Below are 26,406 nucleotides of genomic sequence, written 5' to 3'. Positions count from 1 at the left end.
GTGGCCGCCACTACTTCTGACCTCACTCTAACCCCCTATGGCATTCATATCACTGTTCAAATTTTCTAACCACCAATGCTGCATTTGTCCCACCAAAGCCAAAGCTGTTGCTCATGGCGGTTTTGATGTCGGTTTGGCGAGTGGTTGTTACGATGTCAAAGCCTTTTGCACCTTCGTCCAACGCAGTGATGTTGATGCTTGGGGCGATAAAGTCATGATTCATCATCAGCACACAATAAATCAGCTCTTGTACGCCCACTGCCCCTAGGCTGTGTCCTGTCATCGATTTGGTTGAGCTGATGGGCGGGGTTTTGTCCACACCTCCAAATGCATCAGCAATGGCATTAAGTTCGGTAATGTCTCCTAGTGGCGTACTTGTTCCATGAGAATTGATATAGTCTACAGTGTCCAGCCCTGCTTGGTTAAGAGCGATTTGCATACAGCGAGTCGCCCCCTCTCCACTTGGAGCAACCATTTCTGCCCCGTCTGATGTTGCCCCATAGCCCACGATTTCAGCAAGTATGGTTGCCCCACGAGCTTGGGCGGATTCTAAGCTTTCCAAGATAACCATGCCACCACCCCCTGCGATGACAAAGCCATCACGAGTCTTGTCATAAGGACGGCTGGCAGTGGTGGGTGTATCGTTATGTTGGGTGCTCATTGCCCCCATCGCATCAAACATACATGACTGTGTCCAATGCTCACTCTCGCCACCCCCAGCAATCACCATGTCCGCCTTGCCAAGTTGAATCAGCTCCATTGCGTGACCTACGCAGTGGCTAGAAGTTGCACATGCAGATGATAAAGAATAGCTGACCCCTTTGATTTTTAGACCTGTAGTCAATGTGGCAGATACCGTGCTACTCATGATTTTGGGTACGGCAACCGCACCTACCCCACGCAGTCCTTTTTCTTTCATATTATCCACACTGCTCACCACATCAGCAGTACTGGCACCACCAGAGCCTGCTACCACAGCTATGCGTGTGTTGTTTGCAACACTATCTATGGTCAGTCCAGCATTTTCAATGGCAGATAAGGCTGAGACATAGGCGTAAAGGCTTGCATCTGACATAAAGCGTTTTAGTTTGCGGTCAATGGCATGGGTGTCAAGTAGGCTTTGGTCAATTGAGCCTGATACGCAGGATTTGAAGCCGTGATCAGCATAGCTTTGGTTGAAAATGATGCCTGATTGACCTGTTTGTAGGCTTTTGGTTACGCTAGCTAGGTCGTTGCCGATGTTAGAGACAATGCCCATGCCTGTGATGACAACACGCTTCATAAGATGTTCCTTTATTTGCTTTTTTTAATCAATTCAATAAAAAGTTTACACTTGTATTTTGACTCTATTGTAACAAATTATTTAATATATGGAAGAATTTTCTAAAAAAATTTACCAATTTTTCATGCAAGATTAAGCGTTTTTACATAATTTTTCACTTGTCCACTATTTTGTATCATACTCTAGTAATATTTGCTTGACATGGTAACAATTTACCTAACTTTTTATTTGATGAAACTGATGGTTTTGTGGTAATCTTAGCCAGTCCGATGTAATTATTGGAAATTGAAAAAATGTTAAAGGAGATGATGGTGTCAAACGCAAAAAACGAAAATCTTAACCAGCTTGCAGAAAGTGTTAAAAATGCTGATGACATGGAAGTGGTGGGTCATGTTGATATCGCCAACAAGTCGGTACAAGATGTGCTGGTGGTAAAAGGTTCTTTTAAAAAAGATGATGACAAGCAGTGCGATGACCTTGATGACAAAGTCATAAAAGACGCCCAAGAAAAATTTGATGAGGTAAAAGATGAAGTAAAAAAGACCGTCCATGACAAAGTAGAAGCCGCCAAGGACAAGGTGGAAGAAGCTAAGCTGGATACTCAGCAAAAAGTGGCGGACATCAAAGAAGAGGTGGTTGATCAGGCACAAGAGTTAAAAGCGGATGCTCAAGAAAAAGTGGCAGAGCTGAAGGAAAAAGGTGAAGATGCTGTTGATGGGGTCAAGCAAAAAGCCGAGCAAGCCTTGCAAGATGCCAAAGATAAGGCACAAATCATTAAGGGTGATATTCAAGATAAAGCTGAAGAGTTGAAAGACAAGACAGGCGATGCTCTTGATGTTGCTAAAGATAAAGCATTTGAGTTAAAACAACAAGTCCAAGACGCCATTGATAACGCCAAAGAAGTTGCTCATGATGTCATCGGTGATGTCAAAGATAAATTTGACCATGTCAAGGCTGATGCACAAGAAAAAACCGAGACCTTAAAAGTTGATGCTCAAGAAAAAGTTGGTGAGCTAAAAAACAAAGCTGAACAGCTGACCGAGGAAGTTAAAGATAAAGTAGAGCAATTGACACAAATTGCCAAAGATAAGGCGGAGAGTCTTTCTGGCGATGTTGAACGCATCAAATCCGATGATGCTTTGCAGTCAAATTCAGGTATTTTGGCAAAAATTGGCACATATTTTGCTGGCATGAATGATGCTAAGCAAACGCACTTTTCGTCAGTGGATTTGAATAATGAAGATTTTGGTGAAGATGCGTTTAGAGCGCAGGTAGCAACCATTGGTTCACAGCTATTTGGTGGAAAGCTTGCTACCGCACAGTCTTTGGTAAGTAAGGTGGCTCCTAATGCCAATGCTCAGAGCATTTCACAAGTTGTGTTTGATAAAGTGGCAAATTGGGCGAATAAGTGGGCAGAAAAGGATCTGAGCAAAGATGCTCGTTTTGATAAACTAACAACGCTTAGTGAAGCTGAGCGTGATGAATTTGCTCGTGATGTCGCAAACCAAAATCGTGCCTTGGCGGTGATGGGTGGGTTGTCAGGACTGTTTGGCATTAAAGGTGTCATCGCTGATACCGCTTGGCTACTTATGGTGTCATTAAAATCTGTTTATCAGCTGGCACTCATTTATGATAAGCCACTGCTGGGTGCAGATGGCGTAAAACTTGCCTATGGCGTGTTGTCTGGTGCCAATTTGAGCAAATTGCAAGAAAAGCAAGTTCTCTTGACAGCACTGGCACTTGGCAATGCTTTTTTTATCAACGCTCAGGATTCAAGCCTAAAACAAGAACTTGAAAAAGTAGGTTTAAAATATCGCACAGGCGACACTTTCGCCAAACAGCTTGATGATTTGTCAAATTTTATTGACATTGATAAGCTTAATACAAGCTGGTTTAAGCGTATTTTACCGGTCACATCGGTAGGTGTGGGCGTGTATTACAACCATGAGTTGATTGAGGAAGTGCTTGGTACTGCGATGGCGACTTTCCGTCCAGAAAACCCAAAATTATTGAATGATCATACCGAACAATCACCAAACGCTTAAGTCGTTCATCATGAAAAATAAATATTGAGCAAATGGGCGTCAATAAGAACCGCAAGAGTAAAACGAAATTCTTTGTTTTACTCTTGTATTTTTTTTTCTTTACACATATAATGTATTGCCCCCAAGTGGGGAATAGTCGGCTTTTTATAAAAAAATTAGCCATTTTGTTAATAACGGGAGAAATTGCCAATGGCAACCACAAACCAACTTATCCGTAAGGGTCGTAAGACCATTACCGAAAAGTCGAAAGTACCTGCACTACAAGCATGCCCACAACGCCGTGGTGTGTGTACTCGTGTATATACTACGACTCCAAAAAAACCTAACTCAGCCATGCGTAAAGTGTGCCGTGTTCGTCTAACTTCTGGCTATGAAGTATCTAGCTATATTGGTGGTGAAGGCCATAACCTTCAAGAGCATAGCGTTGTGCTAATCCGTGGTGGTCGTGTTAAAGACTTACCAGGTGTGCGTTATCACACCGTGCGTGGTGCACTTGACTGTGCAGGCGTGAAAGATCGTAAGCAAGGCCGTTCTAAGTACGGTGCTAAGCGTCCTAAGGCATAAGCCTAAGACATCATTTGCGTACTTGGGGTTTGGTGTGTCAAGCCCATTTACGCAGTAAGGCTGGTTAAGCTAGCTTTTATACCAGATTATCCTGAAGATATAAGGAACTATTATGCCAAGACGTCGTGTTGTTGCTGCCCGTGAAATCCTACCAGATCCAAAATTCGGCAGCCAAACCATCGCAAAATTCATCAACCATGTCATGGTTGATGGCAAAAAATCAGTTGCAGAAAAAATTGTTTATGGTGCACTAGAGACTGTTGCTACCAAACGCAATGTTGAAGATCCTGTGGCTTTCTTTGAAGAAGTATTAGAAAGTGTTCGTCCAACGGTTGAGGTTAAAGCTCGCCGTGTCGGTGGTGCTACCTACCAAGTGCCTATGGAAGTGCGTCCCTCCCGTCGTACAGCCCTAGCAATGCGTTGGTTGGCTGATGCTGCTGCCAAGCGTTCTGAAAAATCAATGGCACTTCGTTTAGCAGGCGAGCTAAATGATGCTGCAGAAGGCAAAGGTGCTGCCATTAAGAAGCGTGATGATGTTCACCGTATGGCAGATGCAAACAAAGCGTTCTCACACTTCCGCTTCTAATTCAAGGTGTATTTAGGCTTTTTTTAAAGCTGTATTAAATTAAATTGGAAAAAGTCAATTACCTAATTGCCCAATTTAATTCCAATCAGTCTGATGCTGTGATTTTAGTCAATTTTAATAAAATCTACGCATCAGGCACCCAATTTAATCAGAATTTTTCTAGGAAAAATTATGGCTCGTAAAACCCCTTTAAACAGATATCGTAATATCGGTATCTCGGCTCACATTGATGCAGGTAAAACCACCACATCAGAGCGTATCCTGTTTTATACAGGTAAAAGCCACAAAATTGGTGAGGTGCATGAAGGTGCTGCAACGATGGACTGGATGGAGCAGGAACAAGAGCGTGGTATCACCATCACTTCTGCTGCAACAACCTGTTTTTGGTCAGGTATGTCTAACCAATTTCCAGAACACCGCATCAACCTAATTGACACCCCCGGCCACGTTGACTTCACCATTGAAGTTGAGCGTTCTATGCGTGTTCTTGATGGCGCGTGTATGGTTTACTGTGCCGTTGGTGGTGTTCAACCACAGTCAGAAACTGTATGGCGTCAAGCTAACAAATATAAAGTGCCACGCTTGGCATTTGTTAACAAAATGGACCGTACTGGTGCCAACTTCTTCCGTGTGGTTGAGCAAGTTAAAAGCCGTCTAGGTGGTAACCCTGTGCCAGTAGTTGTGCCAATTGGTGCAGAAGATACTTTTGAGGGTGTTGTTGACCTACTAGAAATGAAAGCCATCATTTGGGATGTAGAATCTCAAGGTATGAAATTTGAGTATGGTGAAATCCCTGCTGATTTGGCTGATGTTGCCGAAGAATGGCGTAACAATATGGTTGAGGCAGCTGCCGAGTCTTCAGAAGAGCTGATGGACAAATACCTAGAAGAAGGTGATTTGAGCCGTGAGGATATCGTAGCAGGCTTGCGTACTCGTACTCTTGCGTGCGAAATCCAGCCTATGCTATGTGGTACAGCCTTTAAAAATAAAGGCGTGCAAAGAATGCTTGATGCTGTCATTGAATTCTTACCAGCACCTACTGATGTTGATGCCATTAAAGGTATCTTAGATGACAAAGACGAGTCTGAAGGTAGTCGTGTATCTTCTGATGATGAACCGTTTGCTGCGTTAGCATTTAAAATCATGAACGACAAATATGTCGGTAACTTGACATTTGTGCGCGTGTATTCAGGCGTAGCAAAACAAGGCGATAGTGTTTACAACCCAGTTAAGATGAAGCGTGAGCGTATTGGTCGTATTGTTGAGATGCATGCCAACTCACAAAATGAGGTTGATGAAGTCCGTGCAGGTGACATCGTTGCACTTGTAGGTCTAAAAGATGTAACCACTGGTGATACATTATGTGATAATGACAATGTCATTACGCTTGAGCGTATGGAATTTCCAGATCCAGTCATTTCATTGGCTGTTGAACCAAAAACCAAAGCTGACCAAGAGAAGATGTCTATCGCACTTGGCCGTCTTGCAAAAGAAGATCCATCATTCCGCGTACGCACTGATGAAGAATCTGGTCAGACCATTATTTCAGGTATGGGCGAGTTGCACCTTGACATCATTGTTGACCGTATGAAGCGTGAATTTGGTGTTGAAGCAAATATCGGTGCACCGCAAGTTGCATATCGTGAAACCATTCGCCAAACTGTTGAAGTTGAAGGCAAATTTGTTCGCCAAACTGGTGGTCGTGGTAAATTTGGTCATGTATGGCTACGCCTAGAACCACTTGATCCAACAGGCGATGTAGAGTATGAATTTGCAGAAGAAATCGTTGGCGGTGTTGTGCCAAAAGAATATCATGGTGCGGTTGATAAAGGTATCCAAGAACGCATGAAAAATGGCGTTTTGGCTGGTTACCCAGTGGTCAATGTTAAAGCAACCCTATACGATGGTTCTTACCATGATGTTGACTCTGACGAATTGTCATTTAAGATGGCAGGCTCTATGGCGTTCAAAAAAGGCTTCATGCAGGCGTCTCCAGCACTACTTGAACCTATCATGAAAGTTGAGGTAGAGACACCAGAAGACTACATGGGCGATATCATGGGCGACCTAAACCGTCGTCGTGGTATGGTTCAAGGTATGGATGACTTGCCTGGTGGTACTAAAGCCATTCGTGCAGAAGTCCCATTGGCAGAGATGTTTGGTTATGCAACCCAGATGCGTTCTATGTCTCAAGGTCGTGCAACTTATTCTATGGAATTTGCTAAATACCAAGAAACTCCTAAGAATGTTGCTGATGAGATCATTAAGAAATTCTCTGCCAAAGATGACGATGATGAGTAATTCATTGTTTATTTAACTTAATATTTAAAAGCAGATGCTCTTAGTTGTGGCTTAGTATATGACTAAGAGCGTGAATTAAACCATTTAATCATTTGCCAAAGTATTTTTTTATTTTTGGTACTTTAAAAGGAATCATACCCATGGCCAAAGCCAAGTTCGAACGCAACAAACCCCATGTCAACGTTGGTACCATCGGTCACGTTGACCACGGTAAAACTACTCTAACAGCTGCTATCGCTACTGTTGCTGCTAAGCATCACGGTGGTGAAGCAAAAGACTATGCTGCTATTGACTCAGCACCTGAAGAAAAAGCGCGTGGTATTACCATTAACACTTCTCACATTGAGTATGACACACAAGCTCGTCACTACGCACACGTAGACTGCCCAGGCCATGCTGACTATGTTAAAAACATGATCACTGGTGCAGCACAGATGGACGGTGCCATTTTGGTTGTTGCAGCAACTGATGGTCCAATGCCACAAACTCGTGAGCACATCCTACTGTCTCGTCAGGTTGGTGTACCATACATCATGGTATTTATGAACAAGTGTGACCTAGTAGATGACGAAGAACTTCTTGAACTTGTTGAAATGGAAGTGCGTGAGCTTCTATCTGACTATGACTTCCCAGGTGACGATACACCAATCATCAAAGGTTCTGCACTTTTGGGTCTAAACGGTGATGCAGGTCAATATGGTGAGCAAGCCATTCTTGAACTACTAGACACTCTAGACAGCTACATTCCAGAGCCAGAGCGTGACATTGACCGTCCATTCCTAATGCCAATTGAAGATGTATTCTCAATCTCAGGTCGTGGTACTGTAGTAACTGGTCGTGTTGAGTCTGGTATCATCAAAGTTGGTGATGAAGTTGAAATCGTTGGTATCAAAGACACTGCCAAAACCACCTGTACTGGTGTTGAGATGTTCCGTAAGCTACTAGACGAAGGTCGTGCAGGTGAGAACTGTGGTGTTCTTCTTCGTGGTACTAAGCGTGAAGAGGTTCAGCGTGGTCAAGTACTTGCTAAGCCAGGTTCAATCACCCCGCACACCAAGTTTGATGCAGAAGTATATGTACTATCAAAAGAAGAAGGTGGTCGTCATACGCCATTCCTAAATGGCTATCGCCCACAGTTCTACTTCCGTACTACCGACGTAACTGGTGCCATCACTCTACAAGAAGGTACTGAAATGGTTATGCCTGGTGACAATGTTGAGATGAGCGTTGAGCTTATCCACCCAATCGCCATGGACAAAGGTCTACGCTTCGCTATCCGTGAAGGCGGCCGTACCGTAGGTGCTGGTGTTGTTGCCAATGTTAAAGGCTAATCTTTAACAATAGTGCCAAAGCACGAATCTAAAACCAAAAACCCCTGCCTTGATGGTGGGGGTTTTTGGTTGGTTAAAGTTTGTGGGTGTTTGGTATTGAGTGTTCTATGAGATCGTCTGACCACCTTTTTTTGATATGAGTATTCGCCAGTTTGAACCGCCAAAACAAAAACGACCTATTGATATGACCATGCAATAGCACAGACTGTGTGATATAATTTTGCATTCTTTATGATCACCTCTTTGTGTTTGATATGTTTTCCTTTCTCTCTGTAGAATTTTCCTTATTGCTGATTGTATTTTTGGGTATCTATTGGTCATTTCGCCAAAAGCCACAATGGCAAAACCTCTTACTTATTTTGATCAGCCATGCGATTATTTATCTGATGGCGGGCGTTGTGGCAATTGGTGTGTTATTTTGTTTTAGCATACTGATTTATCTGATCAGTCAGTTGATGAATAAATATCATGATCATAAAAAGATATTCTTGGTTGTTGGCGTCATCATGACATTGCTACAATTAAGCGTATTTAAATATTATGATTTTTTTAGAGAAAATATCAAATATGGTTTGGATTTGTTGCAATTAGATTCATCTCATCTGATGGCAAACATCTTATTTCCTCTGGGGATTTCTTATTATTCATTTCAGGCAATCAGTTATTTGGTGAGTCGCTATCATGATGAGAACGAAGTCCCATCATTTAACTTGTTTGAGCTATTAACGCATTTTTCATTTTTTGCCACCATCAGTGCAGGGCCGATTGCACGAGCTCAATCAGCGTCAGGATTGACAGACTTGCAAGATAATCCAGTAAGCATGAGTGTGCAAATTCGCCAACAGGCCCCAAGACGAATATTGTTACCGACAGTGGCCTTGGCACTGATTTTGTTGGCACTGATTAAAAAATGGTGGCTGGCAGGGTGGCTGGCAGACCATTGGGTTAATCCCATTTTTGCCAACCCCATGCAATTTCATAGTTTAGAAGTATTGGTGGCGATTTATGCTTATACCTTGCAGTTGTTTTTGGATTTTTCAGGTTATAGTGAGATGATGCTTGGCTTTGGGTTGTTACTTGGTTTTCGTTTGCCTGTAAATTTTAAAGCACCACTTCTTGCTCATAATATTCGTGTTTTTTGGGATCGTTGGCACATCACCTTGTCCACTTGGATTCGTGATTATATTTATATCCCTTTGGGGGGTAGTCGAGGTGGTTTTGCACGCACGCAGTTAAACCTATTGATTGCTATGGGTTTATCAGGTATCTGGCATGGGTCTAGCTTGAATTTTCTGGTGTGGGGGTTGCTGCATGGACTGGCGATTATTTGGTTAAATTGTACGGACAAATTCTGCCAAAATTATTATCAGCTTTCTACCAAAGATGCTCGCAATTTGTTGTATAAGCGCAGCCTCATGGGTAAAGCATTGAGTATTTTTATTACAATTACTTTTGTCAGTATTTGTTTTGTGTTTTTTAGAGCGACAACATGGTCGGAGTCCATGCAGGTTTTTATGGCGTTGTTTGGCAATCGTCATGATGTTATTTGGCATAACAATCCTTTGTATATGCTTGCTATTTTTTTATTGGCATGGCCAATTTATGGATTGGTATACCCTCGCTTGCCTGTTTGGGTAAAAAAAGCGGACAGACTTCCTAAGGTGCTATGCGTTGGGCTGTTGTTTATTGGCTTTGTGATTGTGTTGATTTTTGCACCATCAGGAATTCCAGGGTTTATTTATGCAAACTTTTAATCGCATCATCAAACCAAAAGGCCAATCGCAAACACAGGCAAACGATGCTTATCAGCATGGTAGAACCTTAGCCTATCTATTGGGTGTGCTGAGTACATTTTTTGTACTAGGTCTTTGGATCATGCAAAACTCAGTCAATGCTTACTACTTGCAGACATACCACAAGCCTAGCCCCTTGACGATGTTGGAGCATCATCAGCTATGGCGTACTGGTGGAGAAATCGGCGATCAATTGTATTGGTATCATGGAAGGTTTACCGATGCGATTGTGTCCGCCAATGAGCAAATGGTGGTTTATTTTAATGAGCATCATGCTTATACACCTAAATACAAGGCTAAAATTGCTGAGCAAATGCGTCTTGTCGCTGAGCAAGCAACACTGGTTGATGAGCAGTCCAAAGAAATTGAGGCGAAAAATCAGTACGCACTATCCATCTCTGCTGGCGATGAAATTTTTTTTGTTGGTGATTCGATGATGCAAGGAGTGGCGCCTCATACGCAGCAATTTTTACAAAAAATTCACAACATCAAGTCGGTCAATCTGAGTAAGCAAAGTACAGGGCTTTCTTATCCAAGTTTTTTTAATTGGCCAAAAACCATTGAGGAAACTTTGGCAAATAATTCAAAGATTAAAATTTTAGTGGTATTTTTGGGACCAAATGACCCTTGGGATATGCCAAATTTGAAAGGTGGTAAATTTTTAAAATATGGTACACCAGAGTGGGACATGAGCTATCGTGAACGCATGGCGAGTATTTTAAATACTGCCAAAAACTATGATGTCAAGGTGATTTGGATGACGCCACCAAACATGAAAAAGGTCAGTCTTAACGAGCGAATGATTCATCTTAATGAAATCATGCAAGCTGAGTTAAAAACGCACAATGCCTTGGTTATTGATACTCGCCCCTTGGTAGGGGGTAGTAACAATATTTACAATGATTATCTTGTAAAAGATGGTGAGCAGATTAAAATGCGTAGCTCTGATGGTATCCACTTTACGGCTCAGGGGCAAAAATTATTGGCACAAGTATTGGAGCAGCATCTGAGCATTGTTCCTTAGGTTCTCATTAAGTGACTGCTTTGATTAATGATTGGGGTGAAAGATGAAAAAAATATTCATGGGTTTGTTGGTATTGTCTGTCAGTACGCATGGCTTTGCCAACTATCTTAGCAACTATAATGAACCAAATGCCACCAAGTTGATTGAAGCGATGAGACGACATAGCTTTCATGTTGTGCAGTTGGGGGATTCGCATACCGCAGGCGACAGCATGACAGGCACACTTCGTGATGAGCTTCAAAGTAGGTATGGCAATGGTGGTATGGGCTGGTCAATGCCTATGTATTTTAGTGGTCAAAGATTGTTAAAATTTGGCTACGATAAACAAGACTGGACCCCCATTTCTAGCCGCCGTAATCATCAAGAAGATTATACCATTGGTGGTCTTTTGGCCAAACCAAATGGCATGGGTAGCCAGCTGACCATTAAATCCAGACAAGATCAACCAGAACAGCATATTGTGGTGAGTATCAAGCAAGGCGATGGCGATGGATTTTTTAGTGGTATTGATGCTTACGGTAGGTCTTTTTTGTTAGAGGCACCAGTGAAAAATGGCACTTGGCAAACCGCTCACATTCAAGCTAAGTTGCCATTTACCATTACAGCACAAGGGGTGATGAGTGATTCTTATCTTGGCGGCTGGTGGGCTTTTGAGCCAAATCGAGCGGGGGCACTGGTGTCAGCTTTGGGCATTAATGGTGCTGAGTTGGCTCATTGGAATCGTTGGAATGATTTGGCGTGGCAAAATGAGCTGAAAGATGTTGCTCCTGACCTAATCATTCTGGCGTATGGAACGAATGAAGCGTATAACGACAGGGAGCCAAAAGTAGTACAGCAGGTGCTACAAGAGAAAGTTCGTAGCATTCGTCAAGCTGTGCCAAGTGCGGCCGTGATGATTGTTTCATCGCCTGAGACATTAAAAAGTACCTCGGGGCAGTGTGGTACTCGTCCAAGTGGTCTTACGCAGATTCAGCAGGCCCAAAAAGATGTTGCCATGAGTGAGCAAACTTTATTTTGGGATTGGCAACAAGCAATGGGTGGTGAGTGTTCGATGGCGACATGGATGCGTGATGGCAAAGCCGCTAAAGATGGCGTGCATTTTACTCATGCTGGCTATGCTCAGCTTGGCAAGCAGCTTGCTAATGATTTAATAGAATTCACCTACTAAATTTTAAGTTTTGAGTCTTTATTTAAAATGATAAAACATATTGCTAGGTTGCGATGAATCATTGTGATGTGGTAAATATAAGAGCTGTTAAACTTAAACTTAACCGACTAAATTATGCCAGTTTAAGTGACTTTTTATTATGATCAAGCGGTCGGTGTAGGGGATATGAAAAATTAATTAAATATCGAAAAAAATACTTGCGTGGCAGAAAAAATCTGCTATAATAACAGCCCTTAACACCTTAGGCGATTGGCTCAATTGGTAGAGCATCGGTCTCCAAAACCGAGGGTTGGGGGTTCGAGTCCCTCATCGCCTGCCATCTTATATTTTCTAAACCATTCTTTTAATTTTATAAAAATTGGTCACTCCAAGGCAAACTTCTGCATGAGCGATAATAAAGATAATTTTGATACACGAGTAGAGACTGTGGCGTCAAATGGCTCAGCTCAGCAAAAAAAGGCGGTTACCGTTTCCAAAGAGAATGTAGTCGAAGTTGCTAAAACTCGCTCAGCAAAAGATTATTTGTTATGGAGTTTGGCAATTTTGGCTTTAATTGGTGCGACCTTGGTATCAGAATATCTGCCCAGATATCTGCCAGCAGCCAATAATATTTGGGTGCAGTTGGCCAACACGGCAGGATTGGTTATTTTTGCTCTTATTTGTCTGGCTTTTACTAACCAAGGTTCTGCTTTTAAGACGCTTTTAAAAGACGCAGGCATTGAGCTTCGTCGTGTTACTTGGCCAAGCAAAGATGAAACCTTCCGTTATACATGGCAAACCATTTTGATGATAATTATCTTTGGTGTGGTGGTTTGGTTGTTAGATAATATTTTTAATAAAATTATTGGTTTAATCCTTAACTAATTTAAAGGTGATGTGATGCGTTGGTACATTATCCAAGCATTTTCTGGCTATGAAAAGCAAGTTCAGCGTTCTTTGATAGAGCGTATTAAGCGTAGTGAATTTGTCGAATCTTTTGGTGATGTGCTTGTGCCAACCGAAGAAGTAATAGAGATGCGTGATGGTAAAAAACGCACCGTTGAGCATAAGTTATTTCCAGGTTATGTGCTTATTAATATGGACATGACAGAAGATACTTGGCATATTGTAAGAAGTTGCCCAAATATTACAGGGTTTATTGGGGGTACGCCAGAAAATCCTGCACCCATCACACAAATTGAAGCTGACCGTATTTTAAATCGCATTCAAAAAGGCAGTGAAGCACCTCGTCCAAAAACAATGTTTGAGCCAGGTGAAGAGGTGTTGGTGATTGATGGTCCATTCACCGACTTTAAAGGTCTGGTGAAAAAAGTGGATTATGATAAATCTAAGTTACACTTAACTGTCAGCGTGTTCAATCGTCCGACAGAGGTTGAACTTGAATTTACAAAAGTTGAAAAATTAAACTGATTTTGATATAATTATTTTTTTGGCTCTAAGCTATGCTTGGAGCTTTTCGTTGAATTAAATGTTTTTTAATTCTTAACCTTGGGGAGCTAAGTTTTTTTAGCGTCATCACCCACCATTGGAGAAATTTTATGGCAAAGAAGATTGATGGTTACATCAAACTACAAGTGCCTGCTGGTAAGGCGAATCCATCACCACCAATTGGTCCAGCTTTGGGTCAAAAAGGTGTAAATATCATGGCTTTTTGTAAAGAGTTTAATGCAGCATCTGCAAACTTTGAACCAGGCCTGCCAATCCCAGTTGTTATTACTGTTTTTAGCGACAAGTCTTTTACTTTCATCATGAAGTCGCCACCTGCGGCCGTTCTACTGCGTAAAGCAGCAGGCATTGCCAAGGGTTCTAGCGTACCTAATAAAGACAAAGTTGGTACTGTAACTCGTGCACAACTAGAAGAAATCGTAAAAACCAAAGAGGCAGACCTAACCGCTGCTGAACTTGAAGCGGGTATTCGTACCATTGCAGGTACTGCACGCTCAATGGGTCTGAATGTGGAGGGTGTGTAATGGCTAAGCTAACTAAGCGTCAAAAGCTAATCAATGAAAAAATTGATGGTAATAAACTATACACCATTGAAGAGGCGGTTGCGGTTTTAAATGATTTGCCAGCGGCAAAATTCAAAGAGTCTATCGACATTGCTATCAACCTAGGTGTTGATCCTCGTAAATCTGACCAAGTGGTTCGTGGTGCTACCAACCTACCTGCAGGTACTGGCAAAACCAAGCGTGTTGCTGTTTTTGCTCAAGGCGCAGCTGCTGAAGCTGCCAAAGAAGCAGGTGCTGATGTTGTTGGTTTTGAAGATTTGGCAGACAGTATCAAAGCTGGCAATCTAGATTTTGATGTGGTGATTGCATCTCCAGATGCCATGCGTGTGGTTGGTCAACTAGGTACTATCCTTGGCCCGCGTGGTTTGATGCCAAACCCAAAAGTTGGTACAGTGACAGCTGATGTTGCTACTGCGGTTAAAAATACCAAAGCAGGTCAGGCTCAATATCGTGTTGATAAAGCAGGTATTATCCATGCTTCTATCGGTCAAATTGGCTTTACTGGCGAACAGATTGAACAAAACGCAACTGCGTTGTTGAATGATTTGAAGCGTGCTAAACCAGCCACTTCTAAAGGTGTTTATATTAAGAAAATTACTTTGTCTAGCACTATGGGCCCTGGTATTGCAATCGATCCAGTTCCACATCGTGCCAACAAATAATTTTCATGATTGATGTCATGACTGGTGAAAAACCAAATTGAGATAATCCTTGCTTTTTGTGGTTTTTCACTTATAATGACCGATTGATTAATGATTTCCCGTAACAGTTCATTAATACAACGATTTTTATTAGTTCAGCACAGCGGGTTGTGCTGTCTAAGACCGTAGGTGTGATTGCTTGTTATCAAGCAGTCACCTAAATTATAAATAAAATTATGAGCCTACGCAGACGGAAAGACGATAAGTCGCCGTATATTGGTGCAAATCTGTATAGATTTGTGAAATTTGCTTATTATCTTTTTTTAGATAATAAATATGGAGACAACCCATGGCACTAAATCTTCAAGACAAACAAGCAATTGTTGCTGAAGTAAATGAAACTGCCAAAGGTGCGCTCTCTGCTGTTGTCGCCGACTCTCGTGGCGTAACAGTGGCACAGATGACCGAACTTCGTAAATCAGCTCGTGCAGCAGGTGTCGACATGCGTATTGTGCGTAATACTTTATTACGCCGTGCCTTGGAAGATACTGATTTTGCTTGCATGAATGATGTATTCGTTGGTCCTACTTTAATTGCATTTTCTAATGAACATCCAGGTGCGGCAGCGCGTCTGTTTAAAGAATTTGCAAAGGGCAACGACAAGTTCGAAATCAAAGGCGCGGCTTTTGAAGGCGAATTTATTGATGCTAAATCAATCGATAAGCTTGCTACCCTACCTACTTACGACGAGGCCATCGCCCGCCTAATGGGTACAATGAAAGAAGCAGCAGCAGGCAAACTTGCGCGTACTCTTGCTGCACTTCGCGACAAATTGCAAGCAGAAGCGGCTTAATATTCTTAATTTTTTTGAAAATTATCCGTTTTATTCAATTCATAATTTTATTTCATAGGAATAATTGCTATGTCACTAACTAACGAACAAATCTTAGATGCAATCGCAGAAAAATCAGTCATGGAAATCGTTGAGCTTATCTCTGCGATGGAAGAAAAATTCGGTGTATCTGCAGCAGCTCTAGCAGCAGCTCCAGCAGCTGGCGGCGAAGCAGCGGCAGCTGAAGAAAAAGATGATTTTGATGTTGTTCTAACTTCTGGCGGCGACAAGAAAGTAGCTGTTATTAAAGTTGTGCGTGAAGTAACTGGCCTAGGTCTAAAAGAAGCTAAAGACCTAGTTGAAGGTGCTCCACAAACTGTTAAAGAAGGCGCATCTAAAGCTGAAGCTGAAGAGCTTAAGAAAAAACTTGAAGAAGCTGGTGCTTCTGTTGAACTTAAATAATTTAGTCTGTTCAAGCTATTAATATCTAGTTAATAGCTGAATGAAATTATTTATTAAAAAGCCAATTTTGCACTTGCAATTTTGGCTTTTTTTTATTATAATTTAGTATTTGACCTTTTGTGTCTATCCGAATTGTCAATCGGGTAACACAACCTAAAAGGACAAACACGCTCTATGCAAAACGACATTGTTCAGCAATAACCAAAGATTTAGCTAAGTGCCGATATGGCATTTGGCACTTTGTCGTGTTTGTGTGGTTGGCTTACAGTTTGGGCACATCGTGTGTGTTTGGGTGGTTTCATGGGTTTGCTGGGCGTTTGACAGCCGTCCTTTTTATTGACAGTTTTTCATTTTTAAAGGTTGGCTCTTGTTCTTGCAATGGGCCCTTCCAAATTAACGTAAGGAATCTTAATGGCTTATTCTTATACCGAAAAGAAACGCATTCGTAAAAGTTTTTCTAGACTTCCAGACGTCATGGATGTGCCATATTTATTGGCCATTCAAGTGGATTCTTACGAGCAGTTTTTGCAAGAGCATAAAAAGCCAAGAGAGCGTGCAAATGTTGGCTTACAGGCAGCTTTTTCATCAATTTTCCCAATTACCAGCCATTCAGGTAATGCTGAATTACAGTTTGTTGAATATTATTTAGGTGAACCAGAATTTGATGAGCGTGAATGCATCATGCGTGGCTCGACTTTTGCTGCACCACTGCGTGTAAAAATCCGTTTGGTCTTAAAAGATAAAGACAATAAGGACAAAGATAGCAAGGCTGCCATCAAAGACATTCGTGAGCAAAGTGTATTTATGGGAGAAATCCCATTGATGACAGATAATGGTACATTTATTATTAATGGTACTGAACGAGTCATCGTCTCTCAATTACATCGTTCACCTGGCGTATTTTTTGATCATGATAAAGGTAAAACGCATTCAAGTGGTAAGGTGCTTTATAATGCTCGTATCATTCCTTATCGTGGCTCTTGGCTTGATTTTGAATTTGATGTCAAAGACTTGGTATATGCTCGTATTGACCGTCGCCGTAAGTTGCTTGCAACCATCATCTTGCGTGCCATTGGTATGGATACTGCCGATATTTTAAATACTTTCTTTGAAACCATTGAAGTATATAAAGGTGAAGAATCTTTTGAAGTGCAATTGGTGGCAGAGCGTTTGCAAGGTGAGATGGCACAATTTGATATTGTGTCGCCAGAGGGCAAGGTGATTGTTGAGCAGGGCAAGCGTATTAATGCTCGCCGCATCAAAGAAATCATGGCATCTGGCATGACTAAGCTGGCTGTGCCTGATGAGTATTTGTATGAGCGTATTTTGGCAGAAGATATTGTTTATCATGATGAGGTGATTGCTCGTGCAAATACGTTGATTGATCATGAACTTTTGGTAAAACTTGCTGATAAGAATATCAAAGGATTCAAGATTTTATTTACAAATGATATTGATCATGGTGCGTATATTGCCGATACTTTACGCGCCGATACGGTGCTTAGTCGTGAAGAGGCTTTGATTGAAATTTACAAAGTCATGCGTCCAGGTGAGCCACCAACGCTAGAGACGGCTGAAAAGTTGTTTGAACAAATGTTTTTTAGCCAAGAGCGTTACGACTTATCTAATGTTGGCCGTATGAAGTTTAATCGTCGTTTGGGGCGTGAGTTCATTGAAACCGATGATATCAATGCACAGCGTGAACAAGGCGTATTATCAAACCAAGATATCGTTGATGTACTAAAAGAGTTGATAGAAATCCGTAACGGTCGTGGCGAAGTTGATGACATTGACCATTTGGGTAACCGCCGTATTCGCTCGGTGGGCGAGATGACCGAAAATCAGTTTCGTATCGGTCTGGCTCGTGTTGAGCGTGCAGTAAAAGAGCGTTTGACCACAGCTGAGTCAGACAGTTTATCACCGCAGGATTTGATTAATTCAAAACCTGTTGCAGCGGCAATTAAAGAGTTTTTCGGTTCATCACAGTTATCGCAGTTTATGGATCAAAACAATCCATTATCTGAGATTACCCATAAACGCCGTGTGTCTGCACTTGGTCCTGGCGGTCTAACTCGTGAGCGAGCAGGCTTTGAGGTGCGAGATGTGCATAATACTCATTATGGTCGTGTCTGTCCAATTGAAACACCTGAAGGTCCAAACATTGGTTTGATTAACTCATTGGCGGTATTTGCCAAAACCAATAATTTTGGTTTTTTAGAAACGCCGTATCGTCGGGTTATTGATGGCAAAGTAACCGATGATATTGAATATATGAGTGCCATTGAAGAGGTTGGTTCTGTAATTGCACAGGCAGATTCACCAATGAATGACAAGGGTGAATTGACTGAAGAAATGGTCATGGTACGCCATCAAGGTGAATCGGTACGCATGGGCGTGGATAAAGTAACACACATGGATGTATCGCCACGCCAAGTTGTCTCTGTTGCTGCTAGCTTGATTCCTTTCTTGGAGCATGATGATGCCAACCGTGCTTTGATGGGTGCAAACATGCAACGCCAAGCTGTGCCTACTTTGCGTTCTGATAAGCCATTGGTTGGTACTGGCATGGAGCGTCATGTCGCACGAGATTCTGGCGTGTGTGTGGTTGCCAAGCGTGGTGGTACGATTGAAGAAGTAGATGCCAGCCGTGTGATTGTGCGTGTGAACGAAGATGAAATGACCGCAGGTGAGGCGGGCATTGATATTTATAATCTGATCAAATACACTCGCTCGAACCAAAATACCTGTATCAATCAGCGTATTATTGTGAACCAAGGTGATGCCATTGCTCGTGGTGATATTTTGGCAGATGGTCCATCAACTGATTTGGGTGAATTGGCTCTTGGTCAAAATATGCGTGTGGCATTCATGCCTTGGAATGGCTATAATTTTGAAGACTCTATCTTGCTTTCTGAGCGTGTGGTACAAGAAGACCGCTTTACCACCATTCATATTCAAGAGCTAACCTGTGTGGCTCGTGATACCAAATTAGGACCTGAGGAGATTACAGGCGATATTCCTAATGTGGGTGAGGCAGCACTTGCCAATCTAGACGAGGCAGGTATTGTTTATATCGGTGCAGAAGTAGATGCAGGCGATATCTTAGTGGGTAAAGTAACACCAAAAGGTGAAAGTCAACTAACCCCAGAAGAAAAGCTGTTGCGTGCGATTTTTGGTGAAAAAGCAGCCGATGTGAAAGATACCTCTCTTCGTGTGCCTTCATCAACAAAAGGCACGGTCATTGATGTGCAGGTTTTCACCCGTGATGGGCTGGAAAAAGACAGCCGTGCCAAGTCAATTGAAAAAGCCATGCTTGACAGTTATCGCAAAGACTTAAAAGAAGAGTTGGTCATCTTTGAGGCAGCAGCTCGCAGTCGTATTGTACATTTGCTAGAAGGTGAAACCATCAGTGGTGGTGCAGGCTTTAAAGCAGGTACGATACTAAGTGGTACTGATATGGAAAGCTTATCGCTTGAAAGTCTGCTTGATATTCAGCCAGCCAAAGAAGATGTGTCTGAGCGTCTTAATCAAATTGCTGAGTATCTTAGCGACAAGCAAAAAGAAATTGATAACAAATTTGCTGAGAAAAAACGCAAATTAACGCAAGGTGATGACTTGGCTCATGGCGTACAAAAAATCGTTAAGGTTTATTTGGCGGTTAAGCGTCGTATTCAGCCTGGTGATAAGATGGCAGGTCGCCATGGTAACAAAGGGGTGGTATCACGCATTATGCCTGTTGAGGATATGCCTTATGATGAAAATGGCAATCCTGTGGACATTGTGCTAAATCCGCTGGGTGTACCGTCGCGTATGAACATCGGTCAGGTGTTAGAAACTCACTTGGGCATGGCAGCTCGTGGTCTTGGAGATAAGATCAATGATATGATGCGTGCTCAGGCGGCTGTCAGCGAATTGCGTGAATTTTTAGATAAGATTTACAATAAAGTTGGTGGCGAGCAAGTTGATTTAAATAGCCTATCTGATGAAGATATCTTAGCGATGTCAGAAAATTTACGCAAAGGTGTACCGATGGGTACGGCAGTCTTTGATGGCGCTAAAGAAACACAAATTAAAGAGCTGTTGGAACTTGCGGGTCTTGATAAATCGGGCCAGCAGACGCTATACGATGGTCGTACTGGTAAGAAGTTTGACCGTCCTGTAACTGTAGGCTATATGTACATGCTTAAGCTAAACCACTTGGTTGATGATAAGATGCACGCCCGTTCAACTGGTTCGTACAGCCTTGTTACCCAGCAACCGCTTGGTGGTAAAGCCCAGTTTGGTGGTCAGCGTTTTGGTGAGATGGAGGTTTGGGCATTGGAGGCGTATGGGGCAACTTATACCTTGCAAGAAATGCTTACCGTCAAATCAGACGATGTTGAAGGTCGTACTCGTATGTATAAAAATATCGTTGATGGTGAGCAATATATGAACCCAGGTATGCCAGAGTCATTTAATGTACTGACCAAAGAAATTCGTTCGTTGGGTATTAATATTGATTTAAAAGAAAAGAAAAAATAAGTCAAACCCGAGAAATCACATTCATCTAGGCTTGTCATTGCCTAGGTGAATGAATTAACGAATACCGATTTGACGAACATAATGGAGAATCCTTTTGAAAGATTTATTAGACATCATGAAAGGCCCTGCCGATAACGGCATTAAAGAATTTGACAGCATTCAAATTTCCTTGGCAAGTCCTGATACCATCAAGTCATGGTCGCATGGCGAGGTTAAAAAACCAGAAACGATTAACTATCGTACCTTTAAGCCTGAGCGTGATGGCTTGTTTTGTGCCAAGATTTTTGGCCCTGTCAAAGATTTTGAATGTCTGTGTGGCAAATATAAACGCCGTAAATTTCAAGGCATCATTTGTGAAAAATGTGGCGTTGAGGTTACCACTGCCAAAGTTCGTCGCGACCGCATGGGGCATATTGAGCTGGCCAGTCCAGTGGCTCATATTTGGTTCTTAAAATCATTGCCAAGCCGTATTGGTCTACTGCTTGATATTACCTTGCGTGATATCGAAAGAGTACTATATTTTGAAAGCTATATTGTTACCGACCCTGGTATGACCGCTCTTGAAAAATATCAGTTGCTTGACGATGAAGAATATTTTACTGCTCTTGAACAATATGGCGATGAATTTATTGCAAAAATGGGTGCAGAGGCCATTCAAGATCTACTAAAAGATATTGATGTTGATGGTGAAATTGACGAACTGCGTGCACTCATTCCACAGACCAGTTCAGAAACTAAACTGAAAAAAATGTCAAAACGATTGCAGTTGTTGGAATCTTTTTGTGATTCTGGCAATAAGCCTGAATGGATGGTAATGACAGTATTACCAGTGTTACCGCCAGATTTGCGTCCATTGGTGCCGCTTGAAGGTGGTCGTTTTGCCACAAGTGATTTGAACGATTTATATCGTCGTGTTATTAACCGTAACAACCGTCTAAAACGCCTTTTAGAATTAAATGCCCCTGATATTATTGTCAGAAATGAAAAGCGTATGCTCCAAGAAGCGGTGGACGCTTTATTGGATAATGGTCGTCGTGGGCGTGCAATCACTGGCTCTAACAAACGCCCACTAAAATCACTTGCTGACATGATCAAAGGTAAACAAGGTCGTTTCCGTCAGAACCTGCTAGGTAAGCGTGTGGATTATTCGGGTCGTTCGGTGATTGTGGTAGGTCCTACGCTTCGTCTACATCAGTGTGGTTTGCCTAAAAAAATGGCACTAGAACTGTTCAAGCCATTTACTTATGCTAAGTTGTTGCAAAACAACATTGCTCAAACCATTAAATCTGCCAAAAAAATGGTAGAGCGTGAAGAACCAGCCGTTTGGGATATGTTGGCAAGCGTCATTCGTGAACATCCAGTACTGCTCAACCGTGCACCAACTCTTCACCGTTTGGGTTTGCAAGCATTTGAACCTGTGTTGATTGAAGGTAAGGCGATTCAGTTGCACCCACTTGTTTGTGCGGCATTTAACGCCGACTTTGACGGTGACCAAATGGCGGTGCATGTGCCACTGACACTTGAAGCTCAGCTAGAAGCTCGTGCCTTGATGATGTCTACTAACAACATCTTATCGCCAGCAAATGGCGAGCCAATCATTGTGCCATCACAAGATGTTGTTTTGGGTCTGTATTATATCAGTCGTAGCCATGTGAATGCCAAAGGCGAAAATATGGTGTTTAGCACCGTTAATGAGACCTTGCGTGCGATTGGCTCTGATGATTTGTCTGTAAATGCTAAGATTAAGGTGCGTGTTACAGAAACCATCATTGATGAAAAAACAGGCGAAAAAACCACCAAAACCGAAGTTAAAGATACTGTAGCTGGGCGTTTGCTTATTTGGAATATTATGCCAGAAGGCATGGCGTTTAGTGAATGTAATCAGGAGATGACCAAGAAAAACATCTCTAAGTTGCTGAACTCGTGCTACCGTAAATTGGGCGTAAAAGAATCTGTACTATTTGCCGATCATTTGATGTACTTGGGTTTTGCTCAGGCGACCTTGTCTGGTATTTCAATTGGTATGGAGGATATGGTCATTCCACCTGCCAAAAAAGAAATTATGGAAGCAGCTGATGCAGAAGTGCGAGAAATTGAGCAACAATTTGAGCAAGGTTTTGTAACTGCAGGTGAACGCTATAACAAGGTTGTTGATATTTGGTCTCGTACATCAGATAAGATTGCCAACGCGATGATGGATAATTTATCAACCGATGAGGTTGTTAATAGCGATGGTGAGACTGAGCGTGAAAAATCATTCAACTCAATTTATATGATGGCAGATTCTGGTGCTCGTGGTAGTGCCACCCAGATTCGACAGCTTGCTGGTATGCGTGGACTTATGGCAAAGCCAGACGGTTCTATTATTGAAACACCAATTAAGGCAAACTTCCGTGAAGGCTTGACAGTATTGCAATACTTTATCTCGACACACGGTGCTCGTAAAGGTCTTGCTGATACCGCCTTAAAAACCGCAAACTCTGGTTATTTGACTCGTCGCTTGGTTGATGTGGCACAAGATTTGGTCATTACCATTGATGACTGTGGTACAGAGTCTGGTCAGCGTATGACGCCTGTGATTGATGGTGGCGAAATTGTTGAACGATTGGGCGATCGTGTGCTTGGTCGTGTTACTGCAAAAGATGTATTAACCGCTGATGGCGAGGTTATTGCCCCTGCTGGTACGCTGATAGATGAGCGTATGGTTGAAAAACTAGATGCCAACGCAATTGATGAGGTTTATGTGCGTTCGGTGATTACCTGTGAGTCAGGTCATGGTGTGTGTGCTAAGTGCTATGGCCGTGATTTGGCACGAGGTCATCTGGTAAATATTGGTGAATCTGTGGGCGTGATGGCGGCTCAATCAATTGGTGAGCCAGGCACACAGCTTACGATGCGTACCTTCCATGTGGGCGGTGCAGCAAGTGCAGCAGCTGTTGATAACAGTGTTTCTGTAGGTAGCAACGGTACTGTTCGTTTCCACAACATGAAAACTGTAGAACATGCTGATGGTCATTTGGTGGTGGTGTCTCGTTCGGCAGAAATTGGCGTTGCAGACACACAAGGTCGTGAGCGTGAACGCTATAAAGTGCCTTATGGTTCTAATGTATTGCTCCGTGATGGTGCTGAGGTATTGGCAGGCGATGTGATTGCCAAGTGGGATCCGCATACTCACCCAATCATCACAGAGTTTGCAGGGGTGGCACGATTTAGCGATATCACAGATGGCATGACAGCAACCGTAAAAGTGGACGAAACCACAGGTATGAGTTCATTTGAAATTTTGGCAAGTAAAGACCGCCCAAGTATCGCAAAAGATTTGCGTCCTGCAATCATTTTGGATACTGCTGATGGCAAGGAAGTGATTTATTTCCTACCTGCTGAGACGGTCATTCGTGTGTCAGAAGGCGAGCAAGTTACTGCAGGTTCGGTGTTAGGTCGTGTGCCACAAGCTACCTCAGGCACAAAAGATATTACGGGTGGTCTGCCACGCGTTGCTGACCTATTTGAAGCACGCCGTCCAAAAGATCACGCTATTATGGCAGAAATGAGCGGTGTGGTTTCTTTTGGCAAAGAAACCAAAGGCAAAAACCGCTTTATCATCACTGATGAAGATGGTAATGTTCATGAAGAATTGATTCCAAAATGGCGTCAGATCAATGTGTTTGAAGGTGAAACTGTTGAGCGTGGTGAGGTGGTGTCTGATGGCCCACAAAATCCGCATGATATCTTACGCTTAAAAGGCGAAACAGCACTTGCCAATTACATCGTTAATGAAGTGCAAGAAGTTTATCGTCTACAAGGTGTTAAGATCAATGATAAGCACATTGAAGTCATTGTGCGTCAAATGCTGCGTAAAGTTGAAATCACCGATGGTGGCGATTCTAGCTACTTCAAAGGTGATCAGGCTGAATATACGAAGATTCGTGCACTGAATGAAGAGCTGATTGCAAACAATAAGTTCCCAGTACAGTTTGAGCGTCAGCTACTTGGCATCACCAAGGCATCGCTTGCAACCGAATCCTTCATTTCGGCAGCATCATTCCAAGAGACCACCCGAGTGCTTACTGCGGCTGCGACAATGGGCAAGGTTGATGACTTAACAGGTCTAAAAGAAAATGTTGTTGTGGGTCGCTTGATTCCAGCAGGTACTGGACTTGCTTATCACCAAAACCGCAAGCGTAAAGCAGAGCTTGCCTTGGAAAATACAACAACCAATGACGATATCACGCTTGATGATATTTTAGCACCAAGCGATGCTTTATCGACAGAGGACAGCTTTGCCAAGGCCTTTGCTGATGAGCTGGGTCAAGACAGCTAAAAATATAAAAAAAGCTCACTGATGGTGAGCTTTTTTTATGGTATTTTATGGTATGATGATACCGATTTTAGTGCCAAGCATGATACTGACTTTAAATGAATTTATTGAAAAAGCTGATGATTACTTGCTATTTACAAAGGCTTTTTGATTGGTTTGAGAGATTTTTGTATTGCTTTTTAAAGGCAATTGGTTGCAAAATTGATATAATCAGTGTATAACTATATTCCGCCTTGTTTTTAATATGTGAGAAATTTTTTATGACTTTATCGCTCCAAAAAGACAAAATTCGCTTTTTACTTCTTGAAGGCGTGCATGATAACGCCTTAAAAGTACTAAATGATGCAGGCTATCATAATATTGAATACATCAAATCTGCACTTGATGAGGCTGAGCTGATTGAAAAAATCAAGGACGCACACTTTGTTGGTATTCGCTCACGCACACAATTAACTCGCAAGGTGTTAGAATCTGCCGAGAAGTTGATCGCAATTGGCTGTTTTTGTATTGGTACCAACCAAGTAGACTTAGATGCTGCTTTGGAATTGGGCATTCCTGTGTTTAATGCTCCTTATTCCAATACTCGCTCGGTGGCGGAGCTGGTGCTGGCTGAGACAATCATGCTGATGCGTGGCATACCTGAGAAGAATGCGGTTGTGCATCGTGGTGGTTGGAATAAATCTGCCAAAGATAGCTTTGAGGTGCGTGGTAAGACGATGGGCATTGTAGGCTATGGTTCTATTGGCTCTCAATTGTCAGTGCTTGCTGAGGGTTTGGGCATGAAAGTGATTTATCATGATGCGATGACCAAATTGCCCTTGGGTAATGCCACTCAAGTTGCCAGTTTAGATGAGTTGCTTGCCAACGCTGATGTGGTAACACTACATGTGCCTGATTTACCAAGTACGCGTAACATGATGACCAAGGCTGAATTTGCTAAAATGAAAGATGGTGCATTCTTTATTAATGCAGCTCGTGGTGGCTGTGTGGACATTGATGCATTGGCAAAGGCTCTAGAAAGTGGCAAAATTTTGGGTGCGGCAATTGATGTGTTTCCAAAAGAGCCTAAATCTGCCAATGAAGAATTTGTCTCTGCGCTTCGTGCTTTCGATAATGTCATTTTGACGCCACATGTAGGGGGCTCAACTCAAGAAGCACAAGCAAATATTGGCCTGGAAGTCGCTGAGAAGTTTGTTAAGTATTCTGACCAAGGTGATACGACCAGTGCAGTCAATTTTCCGAATGTTTCAATCCCATTTATTGTAGGTACGCACCGTCTGCTACACATTCATAAGAATGTCCCTGGTGTTTTGTCGCAAATTAACGCCTCATTTGCTGATGCTGGTATTAATATTGTCGCACAATCACTCATGACTAAGGGTGATGTCGGTTATCTAGTAATGGATGTAGATGATAATGATTCTGAAAAAGCAATGACTCGCTTGCGTGCTGTCGCTGAGACAATTCGAGTACGGGTACTATTTTGACGAACCGAATCATTAACAAAATAAAACCGCTTTCTTGATGAG

The 26,406-nt window shown here is 42.4% G+C and carries 18 protein-coding genes and 1 tRNA gene; 18 read left to right on the top strand and 1 reads right to left on the bottom strand.

The annotated features are described in order from the left end of the window. Nucleotides 1-49: 49 nt before the first annotated feature. On the bottom strand, nucleotides 50-1,282 hold the full coding sequence (locus R0123_RS04910) for a beta-ketoacyl-ACP synthase II (protein ID WP_323841182.1): 1,233 nt from the start codon (nucleotides 1,280-1,282) through the stop codon (nucleotides 50-52). A 311-nt stretch (nucleotides 1,283-1,593) separates the two neighbouring features. Here R0123_RS04910 and R0123_RS04905 point away from each other — a divergent pair, with 311 nt between their 5' ends. From R0123_RS04905 to serA, 18 genes are all read left to right on the top strand, one after another. Then, nucleotides 1,594-3,327, top strand: a complete 1,734-nt coding sequence (locus R0123_RS04905; protein ID WP_323843299.1) for an EcsC family protein — start codon at nucleotides 1,594-1,596, stop codon at nucleotides 3,325-3,327. A 189-nt stretch (nucleotides 3,328-3,516) separates the two neighbouring features. After that, nucleotides 3,517-3,891, top strand: coding sequence for a 30S ribosomal protein S12 (gene rpsL, locus R0123_RS04900; protein WP_029102685.1), 375 nt, complete (start codon nucleotides 3,517-3,519; stop codon nucleotides 3,889-3,891). A gap of 112 nt (nucleotides 3,892-4,003) precedes the next feature. After that, a complete protein-coding gene (gene rpsG / locus R0123_RS04895; protein WP_323841184.1) occupies nucleotides 4,004-4,477 on the top strand; it encodes a 30S ribosomal protein S7 in 474 nt (157 codons plus the stop codon). 171 nt (nucleotides 4,478-4,648) lie between these two features. Further along, a complete protein-coding gene (fusA, locus tag R0123_RS04890; RefSeq protein WP_323841185.1) occupies nucleotides 4,649-6,778 on the top strand; it encodes an elongation factor G in 2,130 nt (709 codons plus the stop codon). Nucleotides 6,779-6,918: 140 nt separating this feature from the next. Then, nucleotides 6,919-8,109, top strand: a complete 1,191-nt coding sequence (gene tuf, locus R0123_RS04885; RefSeq protein ID WP_323841173.1) for an elongation factor Tu — start codon at nucleotides 6,919-6,921, stop codon at nucleotides 8,107-8,109. 254 nt (nucleotides 8,110-8,363) lie between these two features. Continuing rightward, nucleotides 8,364-9,863: an MBOAT family O-acyltransferase gene (locus R0123_RS04880; protein WP_323843298.1), complete on the top strand. Its 1,500-nt coding sequence runs from the start codon at nucleotides 8,364-8,366 to the stop codon at nucleotides 9,861-9,863. Then, a complete protein-coding gene (locus R0123_RS04875) occupies nucleotides 9,850-10,926 on the top strand; it encodes a DUF459 domain-containing protein (protein WP_323843297.1) in 1,077 nt (358 codons plus the stop codon). The genes R0123_RS04880 and R0123_RS04875 overlap by 14 nt, the downstream gene beginning before the upstream one ends. 43 nt (nucleotides 10,927-10,969) lie before the next feature. Then, nucleotides 10,970-12,094, top strand: coding sequence for a GDSL-type esterase/lipase family protein (locus tag R0123_RS04870; protein ID WP_323843296.1), 1,125 nt, complete (start codon nucleotides 10,970-10,972; stop codon nucleotides 12,092-12,094). A 243-nt stretch (nucleotides 12,095-12,337) separates the two neighbouring features. Further along, nucleotides 12,338-12,413: transfer RNA gene (locus tag R0123_RS04865), tRNA-Trp, on the top strand. A 65-nt stretch (nucleotides 12,414-12,478) separates the two neighbouring features. Next, complete coding sequence (gene secE, locus R0123_RS04860; RefSeq protein WP_323841189.1) at nucleotides 12,479-12,958, top strand: preprotein translocase subunit SecE; 480 nt, start codon at nucleotides 12,479-12,481, stop codon at nucleotides 12,956-12,958. 15 nt (nucleotides 12,959-12,973) lie between these two features. After that, nucleotides 12,974-13,504 (top strand): transcription termination/antitermination protein NusG, encoded by a 531-nt coding sequence (gene nusG / locus R0123_RS04855; RefSeq protein WP_323841190.1) that lies wholly within the window; start codon nucleotides 12,974-12,976, stop codon nucleotides 13,502-13,504. A gap of 128 nt (nucleotides 13,505-13,632) precedes the next feature. After that, the gene (gene rplK / locus R0123_RS04850) at nucleotides 13,633-14,064 is read left to right on the top strand and encodes a 50S ribosomal protein L11 (RefSeq protein WP_249101405.1); all 432 of its coding nucleotides are present in this window, start codon (nucleotides 13,633-13,635) and stop codon (nucleotides 14,062-14,064) included. Then, nucleotides 14,064-14,765 (top strand): 50S ribosomal protein L1, encoded by a 702-nt coding sequence (gene rplA, locus R0123_RS04845; protein ID WP_323843295.1) that lies wholly within the window; start codon nucleotides 14,064-14,066, stop codon nucleotides 14,763-14,765. Before rplK ends, rplA begins: the two co-directional genes overlap by 1 nt. A gap of 328 nt (nucleotides 14,766-15,093) precedes the next feature. Beyond that, a complete protein-coding gene (gene rplJ / locus R0123_RS04840; protein ID WP_323841192.1) occupies nucleotides 15,094-15,597 on the top strand; it encodes a 50S ribosomal protein L10 in 504 nt (167 codons plus the stop codon). A gap of 69 nt (nucleotides 15,598-15,666) precedes the next feature. Then, on the top strand, nucleotides 15,667-16,038 hold the full coding sequence (gene rplL, locus R0123_RS04835) for a 50S ribosomal protein L7/L12 (protein ID WP_323841193.1): 372 nt from the start codon (nucleotides 15,667-15,669) through the stop codon (nucleotides 16,036-16,038). A gap of 411 nt (nucleotides 16,039-16,449) precedes the next feature. Beyond that, the gene (rpoB, locus tag R0123_RS04830) at nucleotides 16,450-20,559 is read left to right on the top strand and encodes a DNA-directed RNA polymerase subunit beta (protein WP_323843294.1); all 4,110 of its coding nucleotides are present in this window, start codon (nucleotides 16,450-16,452) and stop codon (nucleotides 20,557-20,559) included. 94 nt (nucleotides 20,560-20,653) lie between these two features. Further along, nucleotides 20,654-24,880 carry a DNA-directed RNA polymerase subunit beta' gene (rpoC, locus tag R0123_RS04825; RefSeq protein WP_323841195.1) on the top strand — a complete coding sequence of 1,409 codons (4,227 nt, stop codon included), beginning with the start codon at nucleotides 20,654-20,656 and terminating at the stop codon, nucleotides 24,878-24,880. Nucleotides 24,881-25,137: 257 nt separating this feature from the next. After that, on the top strand, nucleotides 25,138-26,364 hold the full coding sequence (gene serA / locus R0123_RS04820) for a phosphoglycerate dehydrogenase (protein ID WP_323841196.1): 1,227 nt from the start codon (nucleotides 25,138-25,140) through the stop codon (nucleotides 26,362-26,364). The last annotated feature ends 42 nt before the right edge of the window (nucleotides 26,365-26,406 follow it).

Source organism: Moraxella sp. Pampa, assembly GCF_035181385.1.
GTDB lineage: Bacteria > Pseudomonadota > Gammaproteobacteria > Pseudomonadales > Moraxellaceae > Moraxella.
This window is presented reverse-complemented; position numbering and strand designations above follow the sequence as displayed.